Raw genomic sequence first — 15,195 nt, 5'->3', positions numbered from 1 at the left:
AAAAATGAGTTTTTTAAACCTTCTAATGATTGGAAGGTTATGATTTTATGAATATCGGAGAAGTAGCCAAATTATCCGGGGTAAACCCGAAATTAGTCCGTCATTACGAATCTATAGGATTAGTGTCCAAACCCATTCGGGCTGAATCTGGGTACAGATTATATTCAGAAAAAGACATACATACACTGAGATTTATCAAAAGGGCCAGAGGTTTGGGGTTTCCTTTGCAGGAGATCAAACAGTTATTGGGACTCTGGAAAAATAAATCCAGGGCAAGTGCACAGGTCAAATCTCTCGCCATGAGTCATGTAAAAGAAATGCAGGCTAAAATTTTGGAATTACAATCCATGTGCGATACTCTCACTCATTTAGCGAAACATTGTCACGGAGATCATAGACCCGACTGTCCTATTCTAGAAGAGTTAGAAGGAGAGTGAACTTTCTCTGTTCTTGATGGAAAGACGGGCGAAATAGAAAGCGACGGTTATAGAAACTAGAGCAGAAACTGCGAACATACTTTTAGGACCGGAATAAAACCAGATCAATCCGCCCAGATTACTCGCAATCAAAGCTGCAATACTATTCAATCCAGCGAATGTCCCTATGGCAGAAGCTGAATCTGTTTTAGGAGTGATATTAGTGATTAATGCCTTGGAGATCCCTTCTGTGCTGGCAGCATAGATCCCGTATAAAAAGAATAAGGAATAAAAATGGATCTGATTTTCTGCGAATGCCATTCCTCCATATACAAAAGCGAATACGAATAAACCCAAGACCAAAGTTGGTTTGAGCCCGAACTTATCGGCAAAGATACCCGCAGGAAGTGAAAATAAGGCGTAAACTAGATTATAAAAAATGTATATTCCGATTACCTGTGAATCTTCTAATCCTTTTGCTTTTGCCATTAAAAGAAGAAAAAGATCGGAGCTATTGATTAATCCGAAGATCAAAAGGCCGATCACTAATTTTTTATAAGCGATCGGTGCATTCTTCCAATAGATAAAGTAAGAGAGAAAGTTTGGTTTCTCTTGTGTTATCTGAATGTCTTTGCTCTTTTCTTTGAGAAGACCCGAGATCAAAAATGCGGAGAGTCCTGGAATTGCCGCTATAAAGAACAGAACAGAATAATTTTCCGGATAAAAGAATAGAAACACTAAAGCGAACGTAGGTCCGATCACCGCTCCTAAAGTATCCATAGAACGATGGAATCCGAACACTGTACCTTTGGTTTCTTGTGTTGCCTCGTCTGAAAGTAATGCGTCTCTTGCACCTGTTCTGATCCCCTTCCCCAATCGATCCATGGTCCTGGATAAAAAGATCCAAAGAGGGAAAGTGAAAAATCCCATAATGGGTTTAGAAACTGCGCTTAATAAATATCCGAACTGAACGAAAGGAACTCTCTTTCCGTTTTGGTCGGAAAGTTTTCCGAAATAACCTTTGCTAAGTCCGGCGATCGCTTCTGCAAATCCTTCCAAGACTCCGATCAGAACTACAGAGAATCCTATGCTCTTTAAGTAAAGAGGCATGATCGGGTACAACATCTCGCTGGATATATCCGTAAAAAGACTTATGAATGAAAGTATCCAGACTGCCTTGGTGATTTTTTTCATTCTTCCCCTTTTTGATAAATGTTAGTTGTATTCCGAGTAAAAAAGGATTTTTTAAAACAAGAATCTCATATCTTTTTAAGAAATATCGATCCAACAGCAGGGGAGTCCACTTCTCCTCTTGGAAGTATGATCTGATAATCTGGAGCAAAAGGCAAAAGTATTATGGACGAACATTCTAATCACAAGCATAGTCATCATCCAGTAGCGCAAAAGGTCTCAGAACCTGTAAAACCCTTCAGAAAAACGGAATATGTTTGTCCGATGCACCCGGAAATACGTCGAGATAAACCTGGAGACTGTCCTATTTGCGGGATGACTTTGGTCCCTCAAGGTGGAGATCCGGATTCCGATGCCGAAGATAAGGAGACCCATTCCTTATTTATTAAATTTGTATTATCTACTATCTTGACCCTCCCTTTATTTCTTCTGGCGACATTGGAGATGTTTTTTCCTCATTCCATTTCCGAATTCACTCTTGGCTTTGGAGATCATATACAATTCGTCTTATCTTCTTTGGTATTTTGGGGACCCGGGTTCTTTTTGGTGAGAAAAGGGATAATCTCCTTCAAGACTATGAACCTGAACATGTACAGTCTGATCGTGATAGGAGTAGGGGCAGCTTACTTATTCTCCACCGCAGCTCTTTTCTTTTCCGATTTTTTTCCGGACGCTCTTCATTCTCACGGTAAGGCAGCTTTATATTTTGAAGCAGCTTCAGTTATTCTCACCTTAGTTATATTAGGCGAATACCTTCAGGTTAGAGCGCAGAGAAGGACTGGAGGAGCGATCCAGGCACTCTTAGGGTTATCTCCTAAAACCGCTCATTTATTGGAAGGAAATTCGGAAAGAGAGATCCAAATAGAAGAGATCCGAGTAGGGGATAGACTTAGAGTTAAACCGGGAGAAAAAATCCCGATCGACGGCAAGATAGAAGAAGGTTCTAGCTATGTGGAAGAGTCTATGCTGACCGGAGAACCAGTTCCTGTAAAAAAAGAAAAAGGGGATCGTGTCTTCGGGGCCACAGTCAACCAAACCGGAAGTTTCGTTTTGAGAGCGGACAAAGTAGGATCCGAAACGGCTCTATCACAAATCATTCATATGGTGGAGGAAGCTCAGAGAAGCAAGGCACCTATACAAGGTTTGGCGGATCGTGTTGCCGGATGGCTCGTTCCTTTTGTTCTTCTCATCTCAGTCATTACTTTTTGTGTTTGGTATTTTTTCGGCCCGGAGCCTTCTCTTTCTTACGCGGTTTTAAATTCATTATCCGTTCTGATCATCGCTTGTCCTTGTGCTTTAGGACTTGCGACCCCTATTTCCGTAATGGTGGGAGTGGGTATCGGGGCTCAGAACGGGATCTTGATACGTAATGCGGAAGCATTGGAAAAAACGGAGAAGGGAACAGTTCTATTTACAGATAAAACCGGAACATTGACGGAAGGACGCCCTAGAGTGACGGAAATTTATCCGGAGAATGAGCAGATCTTAAAATTGGCCTCTGCTTTAGAATCTAGGAGCGAACATCCGATCGCCAAAGCGATCGTTCGTAAAGCGGAAGAGTCCGGCATTCAGATTCCTGATGTGGTTGATTTCTCTTCGATTACGGGTAACGGAGTCACCGGCAAAATAGAAGGTAAATCCGCATACGTAGGTAAAAAGAAATTTTGGAACGTAAAAGAAATACCTCAAGATCTTTTAAAGAATGAAGAAGTTTTTTTAAATCAAGGAAAAACAGTGGTTTGGGTCGCCGAAGAGGAAAAATATCTAGGCATCATCTGTGTTACAGACCCGATCAAAGAGACTACTCCTAAGGCTGTTTCGGATATCAGATCTTTTGGTATAAGGATCGTGATGCTTACCGGGGATGCAAAAGCTTCCGCTAAAAAAGTGGGGGACCAGATAGGGATAAAGGAAATCTATTCCGAATTAAGTCCTGAAGGAAAGAAGGAGATTGTAAAATCGGCCAAAAAAGAAAATGAGATCCTGCTGGTTGCAGGTGACGGTATTAATGATGCTCCGGCGCTATCCGAATCAGACGTAGGGATCGCCATGGGATCCGGAACGGAAATCGCCATCCAAAGTGCGTCTATTACTTTGGTTAAGGGAGATCTATTAGGAATATCTAAAGTGATCCGTTTAAGTAAAGCGACTATGAAGAATATAAAAATGAACCTATTCTTTTCATTCGCTTATAACTTTTTGGGAATACCTATCGCTGCAGGACTACTGTATCCTTTTTTCGGGATCTTACTCTCTCCTATGCTAGCAGGAGCTGCTATGAGTCTCAGTTCAGTTTCAGTAGTGATGAACGCTCTTCGTCTCAGAAAAACGGAATTATGATCTTGTTCTTGAATTTTGCTAAGCTGATGCGGTTGACCCGCTAAGGATGCGAAAGCGCAAAATGTTAAGATAGAGGCTTTTTGTCTTTGTCGAAGAACTTTTTGTGGATCAGGTCTTGGATAAGATCTTTGTCTTCGTCGGAAAGGCTAATGAAGATTACGTTCGCTTTTTTTCCGGAGACTCGGATCACTTCAGACTCAAGTTCCATATTTTTGCCGTTGATATTTCCGTACAGGATGATCCGGTCTCCTTCGAAAACGGAAGTGCGGGTCTCTAAGCCTGCTCCTCCTGTTCCTATATCAACGATGAATACTGGAAATTTTTGGGTCTTACCTTTAACTATAAAATCGCCGTCGATGGTGATTTTGACACGAGCGTTCTTCCTCTTCTGTTGAGAAGGGTCCCGGTATTCGTATTTGTCATCGAAAAGGGAATTAGTGCCCGCCATACGACAATCATGCAGAAGTTCGAAATTCAGTCAAAGTGAAATTGTAATCTTCTTCCGGTCCTTCTTCACAAGGCTGAGAATTCTTGTAAGAGAAATAAACGGAAGCCCCGTCCAAAACGATTACAGTTCTGGAAACGGAATGTGCGTCTCTTCTATGCATACAAGGCGATAGAGCGCCTTGCTCCGGTAGGTGAGAAGATAAAAATGACTTAGCTATATTTGTAAACCCTGTGGCATCCGGAAGGGAAGAAGGGCGAAAATTTGAATCGAAGGTCTCCTTTCTTACGACTTGGGCCTTGGGTCCTTGAGTGAATGAACTTCCGAAAACCGCAAATGTTTCTGAGTCTGTCTCGGTTTGGTAGGACTTACCATCCCAAATAAAAATTTCGGTCTTCTCTCTGCTTACCTTGAATAGTTTGAACGGATAATATCTTTCCAGTTCGGAGTCCGTATAAGACTCGGGAGTTCTTTCTCCTAAAAGTACGGAACGGACCAGAAGTCCTCTGCTTACGGGATTGCGCAGTAATTTTAAGGTGGCTTCGTAGTAATTCACTAGACAGATAATTTCTCCTGTTTGGGTGACTCCGATCCAAGTGCCTCCTGCCTCTCCGTCGATTGGTGCAATTGCTTTTCCAGAATTGGATTCAAGTAGTTGGGGAAAAAGAGAAGGTTTCCTTTTCACGGATTCGTCTCTGTTAAATCCGACTCCGAGTATTCCTTTGCTCGGATCTCTATAGATCAAAGAAGTGCACATTTTATTTTCCTACGCTTAGAAAGAAATCTACTCTTTCGTTCCGATCCACTTCGTAAGCTCCGTTTCCTGGGATCAAAGGTAAGGTTTCCCCGTAACCTCTGAATCTATATCTTCCGAATTCATAATCTTTTCCGAATAAGGACTGGAATACCTTCTTCGCTTTTTCTTCCGAAGCTCTTAGATTATATTCGTCGTCCCCTCTGTGAGATGTGTGGATTTGCAGTTCAGCTTTATATCCTGGAAATTTGTTTAAGACCGATTTTAGTTTAGAAGGTAATGTCCACCATTTGTCTTCGTAGATACGATTTGGGACGGAGAATCTGAATCCTTCTTTTTCTTTTACGACAAGGATATCGGTTTTGATATCTCCGAGTTCTAATTCTTCTTCTCCGCCGAAAACGTCTTTATAAGAGAGAACAAATCTTAGTTCTGCGAGGGATCCTATTCTTCTGCCTTGATCGTCTAATCCGTACCAGATCAATTTGTCTGGACCGTTTCCTGTCCCGTTCCAGCTTCGGACGATCCTTTCTTCTTGTTTATCTCCATCGAAATAAGATTCCATAATATTGATCTTCCAGGATTCGATTGGAAGTCCTTTGGATCTTAGACGGATCTCGACGAGATCTTTTTGCCAATCTCCATCCGGCGTAAATCCGCTGGGAGAGACGTCGTAGGAGAATTTTGGTCTCTGGTCGGAAAGTTGGAATTTTTTAGGAACACTTATGTGTTTATCGTATTTGTTATGCACCGTTAGACGGTATAGATAAGTTCCCGGACCTAAAGGTTTATTTTCCTTATTTTTAGGTTCCCAGATCAGTTCTGCAGGAGGTTCTCCTAAGGATTTTTGGGAGTAGACTAAATTGTCCTCTTTTACTTCATTCTTAAAAATTTCCAATTCATAAGAATCCGATCTCAATTTGGAGGACACGTATGAGTAAAATTTAATACGATTTAAAGGATTGTTTGGATCGGAAGGAAATAGATATCCTTCTACATTTAGATCCACTCCGGAAGATTCGTTTTTTATAGTCAGATTTTCGATCTTATCGACGGATTCGTTTCCTGCGGGATCTCTGCCTGTTAGTTTATAAGTATAAAGACCTGGAGGCACAGGCTTACCATTGGAATCCGTTCCGTCCCACACGAGTTGAAAAGGAACCTCTCTAGTTCTCCAAGTATAAGCTTTTAAGGATCTTCCTTCGAAGTCTAAAAATTCTCCGATGAAAATATCTGCGGATTCTCCGGATGTTTTTTGTTGTATGATGATCTTAGACAAATTCCTATCATCGCTTAATAATAATTTGGTTTTACAATTTGCTTCTGCTTTGGGAGGTCTCGCATCCAAGTAGAATGTAGACTCTTCGGAGAGGATCCTTTCTTTGTTTGTAGTGAGTAAGAATAACTGATAAGTGTAATATCCATCTCCAACTGGAATTCCGTTTTCATTCTCTCCATCCCATTCTAGGATAGAAGGCAGATAAATATCTTCCGGCGCAAATTCGTTGTCGTCTGAAAAAAGTGTGAACCCTTTCTTTCTGATCTTACCTGCTTCGAATTTTCGTACGGTTTCCCCTGAGGCGCTTCTGATCGTTAACTCCCAGTCTTGGAGTTTTGGCAAAGAAGAAGTTTGTATCTTGAATCGGAGAATGTCAGAGACCCCGTCCCAGTTCGGAGAAAATGAGCCGGATTCCGTGCTGATGAGCGAATTTGCGGAAACCGAGGAGGAGTATAGAACTCCCAGAAGACCTAAAAAAGGAAAAAATTTTCCGAACATGCTACTAGGAAATTCCTTCCGAGAAAAAATGCACTTATGTTTTATCCTCTAGTTTTCTGCTGCGGATGGAACCCAAGTGAGTGCCGGTCTCGGATGTCTCAGGCCTTTCAGTATAACGTTTCAACGCAAATGTGACCGAAGCGAATGCAATCTCTTCCCAAGGGATCTCATCCGGAGTGAATAGTTTCACCTCTTCCGATTCTGAACTTTCCGAAAAAATTCCGTCTATCAGGTTTGCGAGGAAGAACATATACACTTGGCTGATATGAGGAATGCTATACACGGAATGAAGTCGGACTATATCTATCTTTGCGTTCGCTTCTTCGGAGGTTTCTCTTGCGGCTCCTTCTTCTACTGTTTCTCTATTTTCTAAAAATCCGGCCGGTAAGGTCCAATATCCTTTTCTAGGTTCTATCGCACGTTTGCAGAGTAGTATTTTCCCTTCCCAGATAGGAATGGTCCCCACAATTACCTTTGGATTTTGGTAATGTATGGTCCCACAGTTCTCACAAACATATCTTGTGAGACTGTCTCCTTCTGGGACTTTTTGGACTACTTCCGAGCCGCAAACGCTGCAAAATTTCATGCTTTAGAAAACCTTCTCCAAGCTAGGATCGCTTCTAATAATAACCAAAGGGTTAGAAAAATCAAAACTCCTCCTACTGCCGCAAGCAAATAGCTTGGGGATTTGGAGAATAAGAAATCGTAGAAGTTAATAACCATGGCCCAAAGTGTAGCGCCTAATACGAATACCATTGGTATAAAACTGATCCAGGTCTTTTTCTTAGAATACAATAGATATACGCTGATTACAAGTAAAGCAAGTCCTGCAAGTAGCTGGTTCGTGGTCCCGAATAGTTTCCAAAGTGCCAGTCCAGCTGTAGTTTTTTTGCCTCCCTGGTCTATCTGTAAGAATGCGAAAAATCCGATGGCAATACAGGCGATAATACTGGAAATATAACGATTTCCTAAAGTTTTTTTGACAATTTCCGATCCGAAACTTTCCGCGATCTCTTCAATATTATATCTTAGTAATCTAGTCGCTGAGTCTAGGGAAGTTAAGGCAAAACTTACTACCACAAGCGCGATAAAACCTTGTGCAAAACTTTCGTCGAATCCTAATTGAGAGATAAATCTTCCGGTTCCATAGATATAAGCTCCTACGGAAGGCGCGAGGCCCTGGATCCCCGACCAAGACTTATAGAAGGAAGACCATTCTCCTGCAGAAGCAAATCCGATCGTGCAAGCAACTACGGATGTGAGGCCTAAAAGAGACTCTCCGATCATTCCGCCATATCCGATCACTCTTGCGTCTATTTCTCTATCTAATTGTTTTGCGGTGGTTCCGGAGCTTACTAAAGCATGGAATCCGGAGACAGCGCCGCATGCGATCGTGATGAATACGAACGGAATAATATCCATATCCACTTTTTCAGTTCGGATCGCTTCCGCATTAAAGGAAGAAAATTCCCCGAAGATACTTCCTTTTACGAAGCCGAAATAGATTGCGATGATCCCCAAATACAATAAGAAAGAATTGATATAGTCCCTACTTTGGAGAAGGAGCCAGACCGGAGTAACTGACGCCAGAAAAGCGTATGTAAGAAGTATAATTTTCCAGATCGGGACTCCAGGAGATTTGTCTATATCGCTTAGGCCAGTCCAGGAAAGAATGGATTCGTTCATTCCAAGCACCATAACCACTAAGGTAAGTGCCACGGACGCGAATGTAAGAGGTCCTAGTTTCATTCCTTTTTTATAATGAAGCCACCCTACTAACACTGCAAACACCATGATCCCTGCAGTAGGAATTACCGCTTCCGGAAAATGACTTCTGAGTTTGATGGGAGAAGAAGGAGTTTCGACTCTAACTTCGGAGGGGTGAACATGATCCTTGATGCTCGGAGTAGTTTGTGTTTGTTCAACTTTAGGAGGAGAAGTTACAGGAGCCTGCTTTAATTTAGGATCTGCCGAGAACATTTCCGCAAGAACGATCACGAACACTCCCATTGCCAAAGCGACTAAGAAAAAAATAATCGCATGAAACAAACTTCTCGCCCTTGGTCCTAAAAGATCCTGAGCTACTTGGCCTATCGATTTTCCTTGGTTGCGGATCGAAACTACGATCGCTCCGAAATCATGGACACAACCTACGAATATTCCTCCCAATACCACCCAAAGCATTGCAGGCAACCATCCCCAGATCACTGCAACCGCAGGTCCTAGGATGGGAGCGAGTCCCGCGATGGAAGCATAATGGTGACCGAATAGGACTGCGGGCTTCGTAGGAAGGTAATCCACACCGTCGTTGAATTTATGAGCAGGGGTATCACCTACAGTGTCTTTGAGTTGGAAGATGGACTTGGATAAATATCCGGAGTAAAACTTATAACCTAAAAAATAAAGAGTGAAACAACCAAAAACCGCGAGAAGGGGTAACATGTGGGAAAAATCTCGTTTTATGCGGCCCGGATCAAATCTTTTTTATCGGGAAAATGAATAGACAAACTCGGTTCGAGGCAGAGGGTCTAAGTATAGGTTCTCGCTTTGAACGCCCGTAGTTTCGATCAGGTCAAATCATCCTTAGAGGACGTAATCTTCGAATTACAGTCCGGGAGCAATGATTGTGAGTGGTTTATTTCTTCCGACAAACTGATCGAAATTTTAGAGATCCGTAGAGAGGATTATTTTAAACTTCTCTATGCTCTCAGGGGAGAAAGGGAATATTCTTCCAAAGGTACCCAAGGATTCACCCAGGATAATGCGGATCTTCTCGTTTTATTATTGGAGAAGGTCTTAAAGATAGAAGGTCTCGCCTCCGAATTTGCAAAAGGCGGAGTGTTTTTCGACGATACCTATCTGGATGAGTTTCGCTCTTTTCTGAAAGAGATCGTTCTTTCTAAATTAGAAAGACATGACCTGGACAAGGAACTTCTACTTTTACTCATCTCTTCTACCAAAAAATTCGAGGATGCATTCGACTCCTATTTCGACGATAAATTCGATCTGCAAAGGTTAGTGGACAATGGGATCACTGAGTTCTTGGACAGAAAAGGTTTTTCGGGAGATTACGGAGCGGATGTATTCTTAAGAAATTATTTCTTTCAGATCTTAAATACAAAATTATTCCCCATCCGACAAATCACATCCGAATATAGGGACAGGGCTTATTACGAAATTTTTGGAAAATTCAGAGAAGAAGAAAGAGAAAAGACGAAAAAGAAAAAATCCAACTCTCGCAGGAAATTCTCCTCCAGATCTTTTTACGAGGACGAAGATGCAGAAACAAGAGACCATCGCGAATTTTTGGGTCTCTCCGAAGATTATACAAATACTGAATTAAAAAATAAATACAAAGAGATGATCAAAAAATACCATCCGGACGTAAACAAAGACGGTTTGGAAATGACCCAAAAGATCATCGCATCCTATAATTTTTTAGTAATGAAGGATCGTTGATCAAGGCTTTGTTTCTTTTCTAGGAAGGATTTTCCATTGTTGATCGGCCTTTATAATATTGCCTGGCACATCTCTTTCCCAAAAGCCGTGGACTTTTTCGTTATAGTTTAAATATAATTTTCCTGAGACAATTTTCCAGGCTTTGGGATTTGTTTCATAAGCTTCTCCGTCTCTCATTGCGTAAGCGCAATATCCTCCATACTGAGGAGCGAAGTTCTCAGGGGATTTTTTAAAAGTCTCTAGGTTTTTTTCAGAAGAGAATCTCCACTCTGCATTCTGCCAACGATAACTGAATTTGGAGTTTCCTTCTTTCGGTTTAGATTCAGTAAAATAAGCAACCGGGTCAAAACCGTGGATAGCGGTTTTTCCGTCCTCTTTAAAGATAGGATCCACGAGCTGTCTGCCGCTGCAGTCTAAGAGAAGCAAAAATAAGAACGGTAAAAAATACGACTTGTTCATGTATCCTTCTTCGGATGAAATCGAAATAGGTTACATCGGAGAAAATATGTCTTCCATCGGAGTGGGCTTAAGAAAAGAACATTATCCTTATTTGAGAAAGGGAGAGCCTGTCCGGATTTCCTGGTTCGAAGCAATCACAGAAAACTATATGGATACCCAGGGCCGTCCCTTGGAAATGTTGGAGTTTATCCGCAGAAACTTTCCAGTAGCGTTGCATGGAGTTTCTTTATCCATTCTGGGCGGCAGTTTTCCGGATAAACAATATTTGGAAAGATGGAAGGAACTCATACAAAGGATAGATCCGTTCTTGGTTTCAGATCATCTTTGCTGGACGGAACAATCCGGAAATTATCTGCACGATCTATTACCTTTCCCATTCACAAAAGAATTTTTGAAATTCGCAATAGAAAGAACCGAACAAGTCCAAGAAATTTTGGGAAGAAGGATCCTATTAGAGAATGTTTCGACCTATTTGAGTTTTCCTCAAAATGAAATGACCGAATGGGAATTTATCTCCGAGCTTTCTAAAAAAAGCGGATGTGGGATTCTGTTAGATATAAATAATATATATGTGAATTCCATAAATCATGGATTTTCCGCTATTGAATATTTGCGTTCTATACCTTGGGAGAATGTAGGCCAGATCCATCTTGCGGGCCACACGGATACCGGAGAATTTTTATTCGATACTCATTCCAAACCTGTATCTAAAGAAGTCTGGGAATTATTCTCTTCTTTTTCGGATAAGATCCAAGCTATCCCTGTGCTGTTAGAATGGGACGAAGATATCCCCAGCTTTCCGGAAATGGAAGAAGAAGCCTTAAAAGCAAAATCTATTATAGGATCTCTAATAACATGAAGCCGGAAGAATTCAGAAAAATTTTTTCGAGTGCTCTTTTGGGAAAAGAAGAAGGTCCGCTTTTGTCAAATGGAGTCCTCCCCGGCGGAAAATTGGACACAAATTCAGCGATCGCAGTCTACCAAAATGGGTATCTCGCTAGATTTACGGAGGCTTTAGGAGAAAAATACGAAACGGTCTGGAAAGTTTTAGGAGACGAAGACTTCTTCGAAACTGCAAAGGCTTTTATAGAAGATCATCCATCAAATTCTTATAATATATCTAATTATGGCGAGATGTTCCCTGTCTTTCTAGGGGAGAATTTTTCTGAGCATCCTATTTTGAGCGAAATAGCGGACCTGGAGCTTCATATTTTCAGAATATTTCATCTGCCTAAAAATTCTGAAGATAATCCGCAAACTTCTCTTCCCGAAAAAGAAACGGAAGATCTGAAAGTGACCTTTCATCCATCCGTTCTATTTTTAGAATATTCTTTTCCGGTCTATAATCTTTGGAAAACCGAAAACTCCGAAGATCTAGCTCAATTCCTAACTGAAAGAAAACAATATTTGGTCCTAGGAAAAAAGGGATCGGACTTATTTGTCTCTGAGATTGGAGAATGGGAATTTTCTTTTGGTAAAAGTTTGGCCGAAGGAAAAAGTATTTTGGAGTCTTTAGAAATTTTAGGAAGTCCGCCGAAAGGATTGGGATCTATTTCCGAATTCCTTTCGGGGATGAAAACGAATCGTTTGGTATCCGAGGTTAACTTTTAAAAGTTCCTTTCTTGCCTTCGCAGTCTTTTTTAGTGAGAGAGATCCAGCCTTGCCCTTTACAGGAATTTTTTCCCGCGCAACTATGCCCTTTTCCTCCGCAGTCACCCGTTCCTTTACAGGAATTGATCCCGTGACATTCTCCTTTCGACTCTTCGGATTTTGCCTCTTTCTTCTCAGCCATCGCTCCTGTTGCAAATAAGCCAGTAAGAGCTGCTCCAATGATCATACTTTTAGTCAGATCGTTCATCTTTTCGGTTCTCCGGATGATTTTATCGAAACCTGATTTTTAGGATTCGATCTTTTTTCAGTTCGATAGGAAAGGGAGAAGGTTACGAATAGAAAAGAAAATTGGAAAAGAAGAAGGGCAGAAATGTCGGGACCTTCTTCCGAAAGTCCCGATTGGTTCAGAGAAATTATTCTGGAATTGCTTCGCCTTCGATACGGATAGAAACTTCTTCTCCGATCAAAAGTCCGCCTTTTTCCAAAGGTTTGTTCCAAGCGATATCGAAATCAGCTCTTTTGATCTTAGTTTCTGCTTCGAAACCTAGGTGAGTGTTTCCCCACGGGTCTTTTGCAGAACCGGAAAATTTAACTTCTAAAGTAACCGGTTTAGTCACTCCTTTGATAGTCAATTCTCCTTGGATCTTGGAAACTCCGCCTTTTTTAACGGTAGCCTTTTTTGCTTTGAAGGTAAGAGAAGGATGATCTTCTACGTTGAAGAAATCTTTTCCTTTCAAGTGTCCGTCTCTTTTTTCATCGTTAGTGTGAATGGAAGCAGCTTTGATAGTTACATCCAAATCGCTAAGAGTGCTGGTAGCTTCGTCGTAAGCGAATTTTCCGCTAAAGTCTTTAAAGCTTCCGGATACGTTGGAAATGGCAAGGTGTTTGATCTTAAAGCCAACGCCTGTATGAGCGTTATCTAATTTGTAATTTCCGGCTTGTAGGGCGCCGAAAGTTAAAAGCACCAGAAGGCTAGGGATCAGATAAAGTTTCGTTTTCACGAGTGATTTTCTCCTTTGAGAATGTTTTGGTTTTAGACTGATCTCGCGGTGTAATTATTGGAATTACAAGTAAAAATGCAAAATTTATTTCGAAAAACTTAAAAGCCCGGTGTTTGTACCGACAAGAATTCGTTTCATAAATTAGGGGGTGGGGGATGCTTGCCTTCGATCATGAAAACAACTGGAATTTCAAAAGGATTCTTTCTATTTAGCGCAATTTATTTCGGGATCCTAATTTTACTAAAACCTTGGGAAGCTCTTTTCTCGGATCAATTTTTGAAATACCACCAAGCCTATTCCATGTTCCAATCAGGTTTCAGCACCGAAAATCTGATCTATCCTTCCTTGGATCTGGATCCGAGTTATAGTTATTTTCTTTGGAAAGCCCCTATGGTCTTCCAGATCGGAGATAGAATGATCGGTCAATATCCGATCTTTCTCACACTTCTTATAGCACCTTTTTTAGTGTTCAGTTGGGTCCCGATCGTTTCCATTTTGATGGGAATATTCAATCTTATCTCCGCTTTTATTTTGAGAAGGTTCTGGGATCTTTCTTGGTTCTGGCTCGCCTTTACTTTTTTCGGAACTTATATCTTTTTAATGGGACCGGAACTTTCGGAACATCCTCCTCTTCTCCTTTTAGAATTACTTGGACTCACTTTCTTTTACAAGACGGAAGATCGAATTTCTAATAAGCTTATCGGAGGGATCTTTTTAGGACTCGGAGTTTGGCTGAGGTTAGAAGTTCTGATCTTCTTTGTGGTGTTCTGGGCAGGCGGTTGGATCGCTTTCGGAAAAGATTGGTGGAAAAAATCTTTTTGGTTCTCGGTATCTTTTTCAGTAGTTGTACTTCTTTTATTTTTATTCCATACATTGGATTACCAACATCCGATCGGTCCTAGATATTTCCAAAATTTTAATACGGGAGAAGACCAAGGCACGGTTCTTTCCAGGGCATTCACGATACTGATCGGAACTTATTCAATGCCTGGGCTTCTGATCTATTTACCGATACTTCTTCCTCTTCTCTATTTCTTTGTAAAAAAATCAAAAGAAGGGAAGATCGAAGCTTCTTTTTATCACTTAGGGATCAGCGCCTATGTGTTTATCATCCTGATCGCGTTCTTAGCTCCGAACGACGGGGTTTCCAATTGGGGACCTAGATATGTTGGATTAGCATTGATCCCATTTGTTTTGGTTTTGAAAGAAGTTGCCGAGATTTCCGAATGGAAACTAGGAAGATCCGGCAAAAACTTAACGTTTAGTATTTTATTAATCTATTCTTTCGGAATGACCTTGGTCGGATTTGTGAATTACCAAAGGAGTTCGAAAGAGATCAGATCGATCCGGTCTATTTATGTGGATTCTCAAGCCTCCAGTTTATTATTTCTGGACGATGTTCTTTGCGGATCTATCGGGCCGTCTTATTTTCAAAAAAGAGTATTATGTATTCATAATGAAACTTCTTCCCAAGGAATGGATCATATCGTTTCCTTCCTTTCTAAAAAACATCCTGGAGAAAAAGTAGGATTTATTTCTTACTCGGATGCCGTGGTGGAATACGCAGCCAAACTTCCTGAATCTAATAATATTCTGATGCACAAATACCGAATGAAGGTATTAGCAGAGGCGGAGATCCGTCCTGTTTGGTTGGAGTTATTCGGTCATGCTTGGAAGGAGAAGGAAGTGAAAACGAAAGGTCTTTGGGAATATCGAGAATACGAAATTCCCAAAGATTAGAA

At 41.1% G+C, this 15,195-nt stretch carries 15 protein-coding genes; 6 read left to right on the top strand and 9 right to left on the bottom strand.

Annotation, left to right across the window (positions count from 1 at the left end):
- The first annotated feature begins 47 nt into the window (after nucleotides 1-47).
- Nucleotides 48-437, top strand: coding sequence for a Cu(I)-responsive transcriptional regulator (gene cueR, locus LPTSP_RS11580; RefSeq protein ID WP_108928901.1), 390 nt, complete (start codon nucleotides 48-50; stop codon nucleotides 435-437).
- Here cueR and LPTSP_RS11575 read toward each other — a convergent pair.
- Nucleotides 423-1,610: an MFS transporter gene (locus LPTSP_RS11575; RefSeq protein ID WP_108928900.1), complete on the bottom strand. Its 1,188-nt coding sequence runs from the start codon at nucleotides 1,608-1,610 to the stop codon at nucleotides 423-425. The two genes, cueR and LPTSP_RS11575, sit on opposite strands and share 15 nt — an antisense overlap.
- A gap of 162 nt (nucleotides 1,611-1,772) precedes the next feature.
- On the opposite strand from LPTSP_RS11575, the gene LPTSP_RS11570 reads away from it, so the two are divergent.
- Nucleotides 1,773-3,947, top strand: a complete 2,175-nt coding sequence (locus LPTSP_RS11570) for a copper-transporting P-type ATPase (RefSeq protein WP_108928899.1) — start codon at nucleotides 1,773-1,775, stop codon at nucleotides 3,945-3,947.
- 64 nt (nucleotides 3,948-4,011) lie between these two features.
- Here the strand turns inward: LPTSP_RS11570 and LPTSP_RS11565 are convergent, their stop codons facing one another.
- The 5 genes from LPTSP_RS11565 to LPTSP_RS11545 are packed head-to-tail and all read right to left on the bottom strand — an operon-like array spanning nucleotide 4,012 to nucleotide 9,365.
- Nucleotides 4,012-4,395, bottom strand: coding sequence for a PilZ domain-containing protein (locus LPTSP_RS11565; protein ID WP_108928898.1), 384 nt, complete (start codon nucleotides 4,393-4,395; stop codon nucleotides 4,012-4,014).
- Between the two features lie 7 nt (nucleotides 4,396-4,402).
- Complete coding sequence (locus LPTSP_RS11560; RefSeq protein ID WP_108928897.1) at nucleotides 4,403-5,149, bottom strand: NRDE family protein; 747 nt, start codon at nucleotides 5,147-5,149, stop codon at nucleotides 4,403-4,405.
- A gap of 1 nt (nucleotide 5,150) precedes the next feature.
- On the bottom strand, nucleotides 5,151-6,923 hold the full coding sequence (gene lsa66 / locus LPTSP_RS11555) for a fibronectin-binding adhesin Lsa66 (protein WP_108928896.1): 1,773 nt from the start codon (nucleotides 6,921-6,923) through the stop codon (nucleotides 5,151-5,153).
- 34 nt (nucleotides 6,924-6,957) lie between these two features.
- Nucleotides 6,958-7,509, bottom strand: a complete 552-nt coding sequence (locus LPTSP_RS11550) for an NUDIX hydrolase (protein ID WP_108928895.1) — start codon at nucleotides 7,507-7,509, stop codon at nucleotides 6,958-6,960.
- On the bottom strand, nucleotides 7,506-9,365 hold the full coding sequence (locus tag LPTSP_RS11545; RefSeq protein ID WP_108928894.1) for a carbon starvation CstA family protein: 1,860 nt from the start codon (nucleotides 9,363-9,365) through the stop codon (nucleotides 7,506-7,508). The genes LPTSP_RS11550 and LPTSP_RS11545 overlap by 4 nt, the downstream gene beginning before the upstream one ends.
- A 105-nt stretch (nucleotides 9,366-9,470) precedes the next feature.
- On the opposite strand from LPTSP_RS11545, the gene LPTSP_RS11540 reads away from it, so the two are divergent.
- Nucleotides 9,471-10,382, top strand: coding sequence for a DnaJ domain-containing protein (locus LPTSP_RS11540; protein WP_108928893.1), 912 nt, complete (start codon nucleotides 9,471-9,473; stop codon nucleotides 10,380-10,382).
- Here LPTSP_RS11540 and LPTSP_RS11535 read toward each other — a convergent pair whose 3' ends face one another.
- Nucleotides 10,383-10,841 carry a YHS domain-containing (seleno)protein gene (locus LPTSP_RS11535; RefSeq protein ID WP_108928892.1) on the bottom strand — a complete coding sequence of 153 codons (459 nt, stop codon included), beginning with the start codon at nucleotides 10,839-10,841 and terminating at the stop codon, nucleotides 10,383-10,385.
- A 46-nt stretch (nucleotides 10,842-10,887) separates the two neighbouring features.
- On the opposite strand from LPTSP_RS11535, the gene bufB reads away from it, so the two are divergent.
- Nucleotides 10,888-11,700 carry an MNIO family bufferin maturase gene (gene bufB, locus LPTSP_RS11530; RefSeq protein ID WP_108929886.1) on the top strand — a complete coding sequence of 271 codons (813 nt, stop codon included), beginning with the start codon at nucleotides 10,888-10,890 and terminating at the stop codon, nucleotides 11,698-11,700.
- The gene (locus LPTSP_RS11525; RefSeq protein ID WP_108928891.1) at nucleotides 11,697-12,452 is read left to right on the top strand and encodes an HvfC/BufC N-terminal domain-containing protein; all 756 of its coding nucleotides are present in this window, start codon (nucleotides 11,697-11,699) and stop codon (nucleotides 12,450-12,452) included. The genes bufB and LPTSP_RS11525 overlap by 4 nt, the downstream gene beginning before the upstream one ends.
- Here LPTSP_RS11525 and bufA2 read toward each other — a convergent pair.
- Both bufA2 and LPTSP_RS11515 read right to left on the bottom strand, forming a co-directional pair.
- Entirely contained in the window at nucleotides 12,442-12,699 is a 258-nt protein-coding gene (bufA2, locus tag LPTSP_RS11520) for a BufA2 family periplasmic bufferin-type metallophore (RefSeq protein ID WP_108928890.1), read from the bottom strand. The two genes, LPTSP_RS11525 and bufA2, sit on opposite strands and share 11 nt — an antisense overlap.
- A gap of 166 nt (nucleotides 12,700-12,865) precedes the next feature.
- A complete protein-coding gene (locus LPTSP_RS11515; RefSeq protein WP_108928889.1) occupies nucleotides 12,866-13,453 on the bottom strand; it encodes a YceI family protein in 588 nt (195 codons plus the stop codon).
- A gap of 171 nt (nucleotides 13,454-13,624) precedes the next feature.
- Here LPTSP_RS11515 and LPTSP_RS11510 point away from each other — a divergent pair, with 171 nt between their 5' ends.
- Entirely contained in the window at nucleotides 13,625-15,193 is a 1,569-nt protein-coding gene (locus LPTSP_RS11510) for an LA_3751/LA_3752 family putative glycosyltransferase (protein ID WP_108928888.1), read from the top strand.
- The last annotated feature ends 2 nt before the right edge of the window (nucleotides 15,194-15,195 follow it).

The organism is Leptospira johnsonii (assembly GCF_003112675.1).
In the GTDB taxonomy this organism is placed as follows: domain Bacteria; phylum Spirochaetota; class Leptospiria; order Leptospirales; family Leptospiraceae; genus Leptospira_B; species Leptospira_B johnsonii.
This window is presented reverse-complemented; position numbering and strand designations above follow the sequence as displayed.

What these genes read in the sequence shown, in the direction of transcription:
- cueR (WP_108928901.1), top strand. Translation starts at nt 48, where the DNA reads ATGAATATCGGAGAAGTAGCCAAATTATCCGGGGTAAACCCGAAATTA.
- LPTSP_RS11575 (WP_108928900.1), bottom strand. Translation starts at nt 1,610, where the DNA reads ATGAAAAAAATCACCAAGGCAGTCTGGATACTTTCATTCATAAGTCTT.
- LPTSP_RS11570 (WP_108928899.1), top strand. Translation starts at nt 1,773, where the DNA reads ATGGACGAACATTCTAATCACAAGCATAGTCATCATCCAGTAGCGCAA.
- LPTSP_RS11565 (WP_108928898.1), bottom strand. Translation starts at nt 4,395, where the DNA reads ATGGCGGGCACTAATTCCCTTTTCGATGACAAATACGAATACCGGGAC.
- LPTSP_RS11560 (WP_108928897.1), bottom strand. Translation starts at nt 5,149, where the DNA reads ATGTGCACTTCTTTGATCTATAGAGATCCGAGCAAAGGAATACTCGGA.
- lsa66 (WP_108928896.1), bottom strand. Translation starts at nt 6,923, where the DNA reads ATGTTCGGAAAATTTTTTCCTTTTTTAGGTCTTCTGGGAGTTCTATAC.
- LPTSP_RS11550 (WP_108928895.1), bottom strand. Translation starts at nt 7,509, where the DNA reads ATGAAATTTTGCAGCGTTTGCGGCTCGGAAGTAGTCCAAAAAGTCCCA.
- LPTSP_RS11545 (WP_108928894.1), bottom strand. Translation starts at nt 9,365, where the DNA reads ATGTTACCCCTTCTCGCGGTTTTTGGTTGTTTCACTCTTTATTTTTTA.
- LPTSP_RS11535 (WP_108928892.1), bottom strand. Translation starts at nt 10,841, where the DNA reads ATGAACAAGTCGTATTTTTTACCGTTCTTATTTTTGCTTCTCTTAGAC.
- bufB (WP_108929886.1), top strand. Translation starts at nt 10,888, where the DNA reads ATGTCTTCCATCGGAGTGGGCTTAAGAAAAGAACATTATCCTTATTTG.
- LPTSP_RS11525 (WP_108928891.1), top strand. Translation starts at nt 11,697, where the DNA reads ATGAAGCCGGAAGAATTCAGAAAAATTTTTTCGAGTGCTCTTTTGGGA.
- bufA2 (WP_108928890.1), bottom strand. Translation starts at nt 12,699, where the DNA reads ATGAACGATCTGACTAAAAGTATGATCATTGGAGCAGCTCTTACTGGC.
- LPTSP_RS11510 (WP_108928888.1), top strand. Translation starts at nt 13,625, where the DNA reads ATGAAAACAACTGGAATTTCAAAAGGATTCTTTCTATTTAGCGCAATT.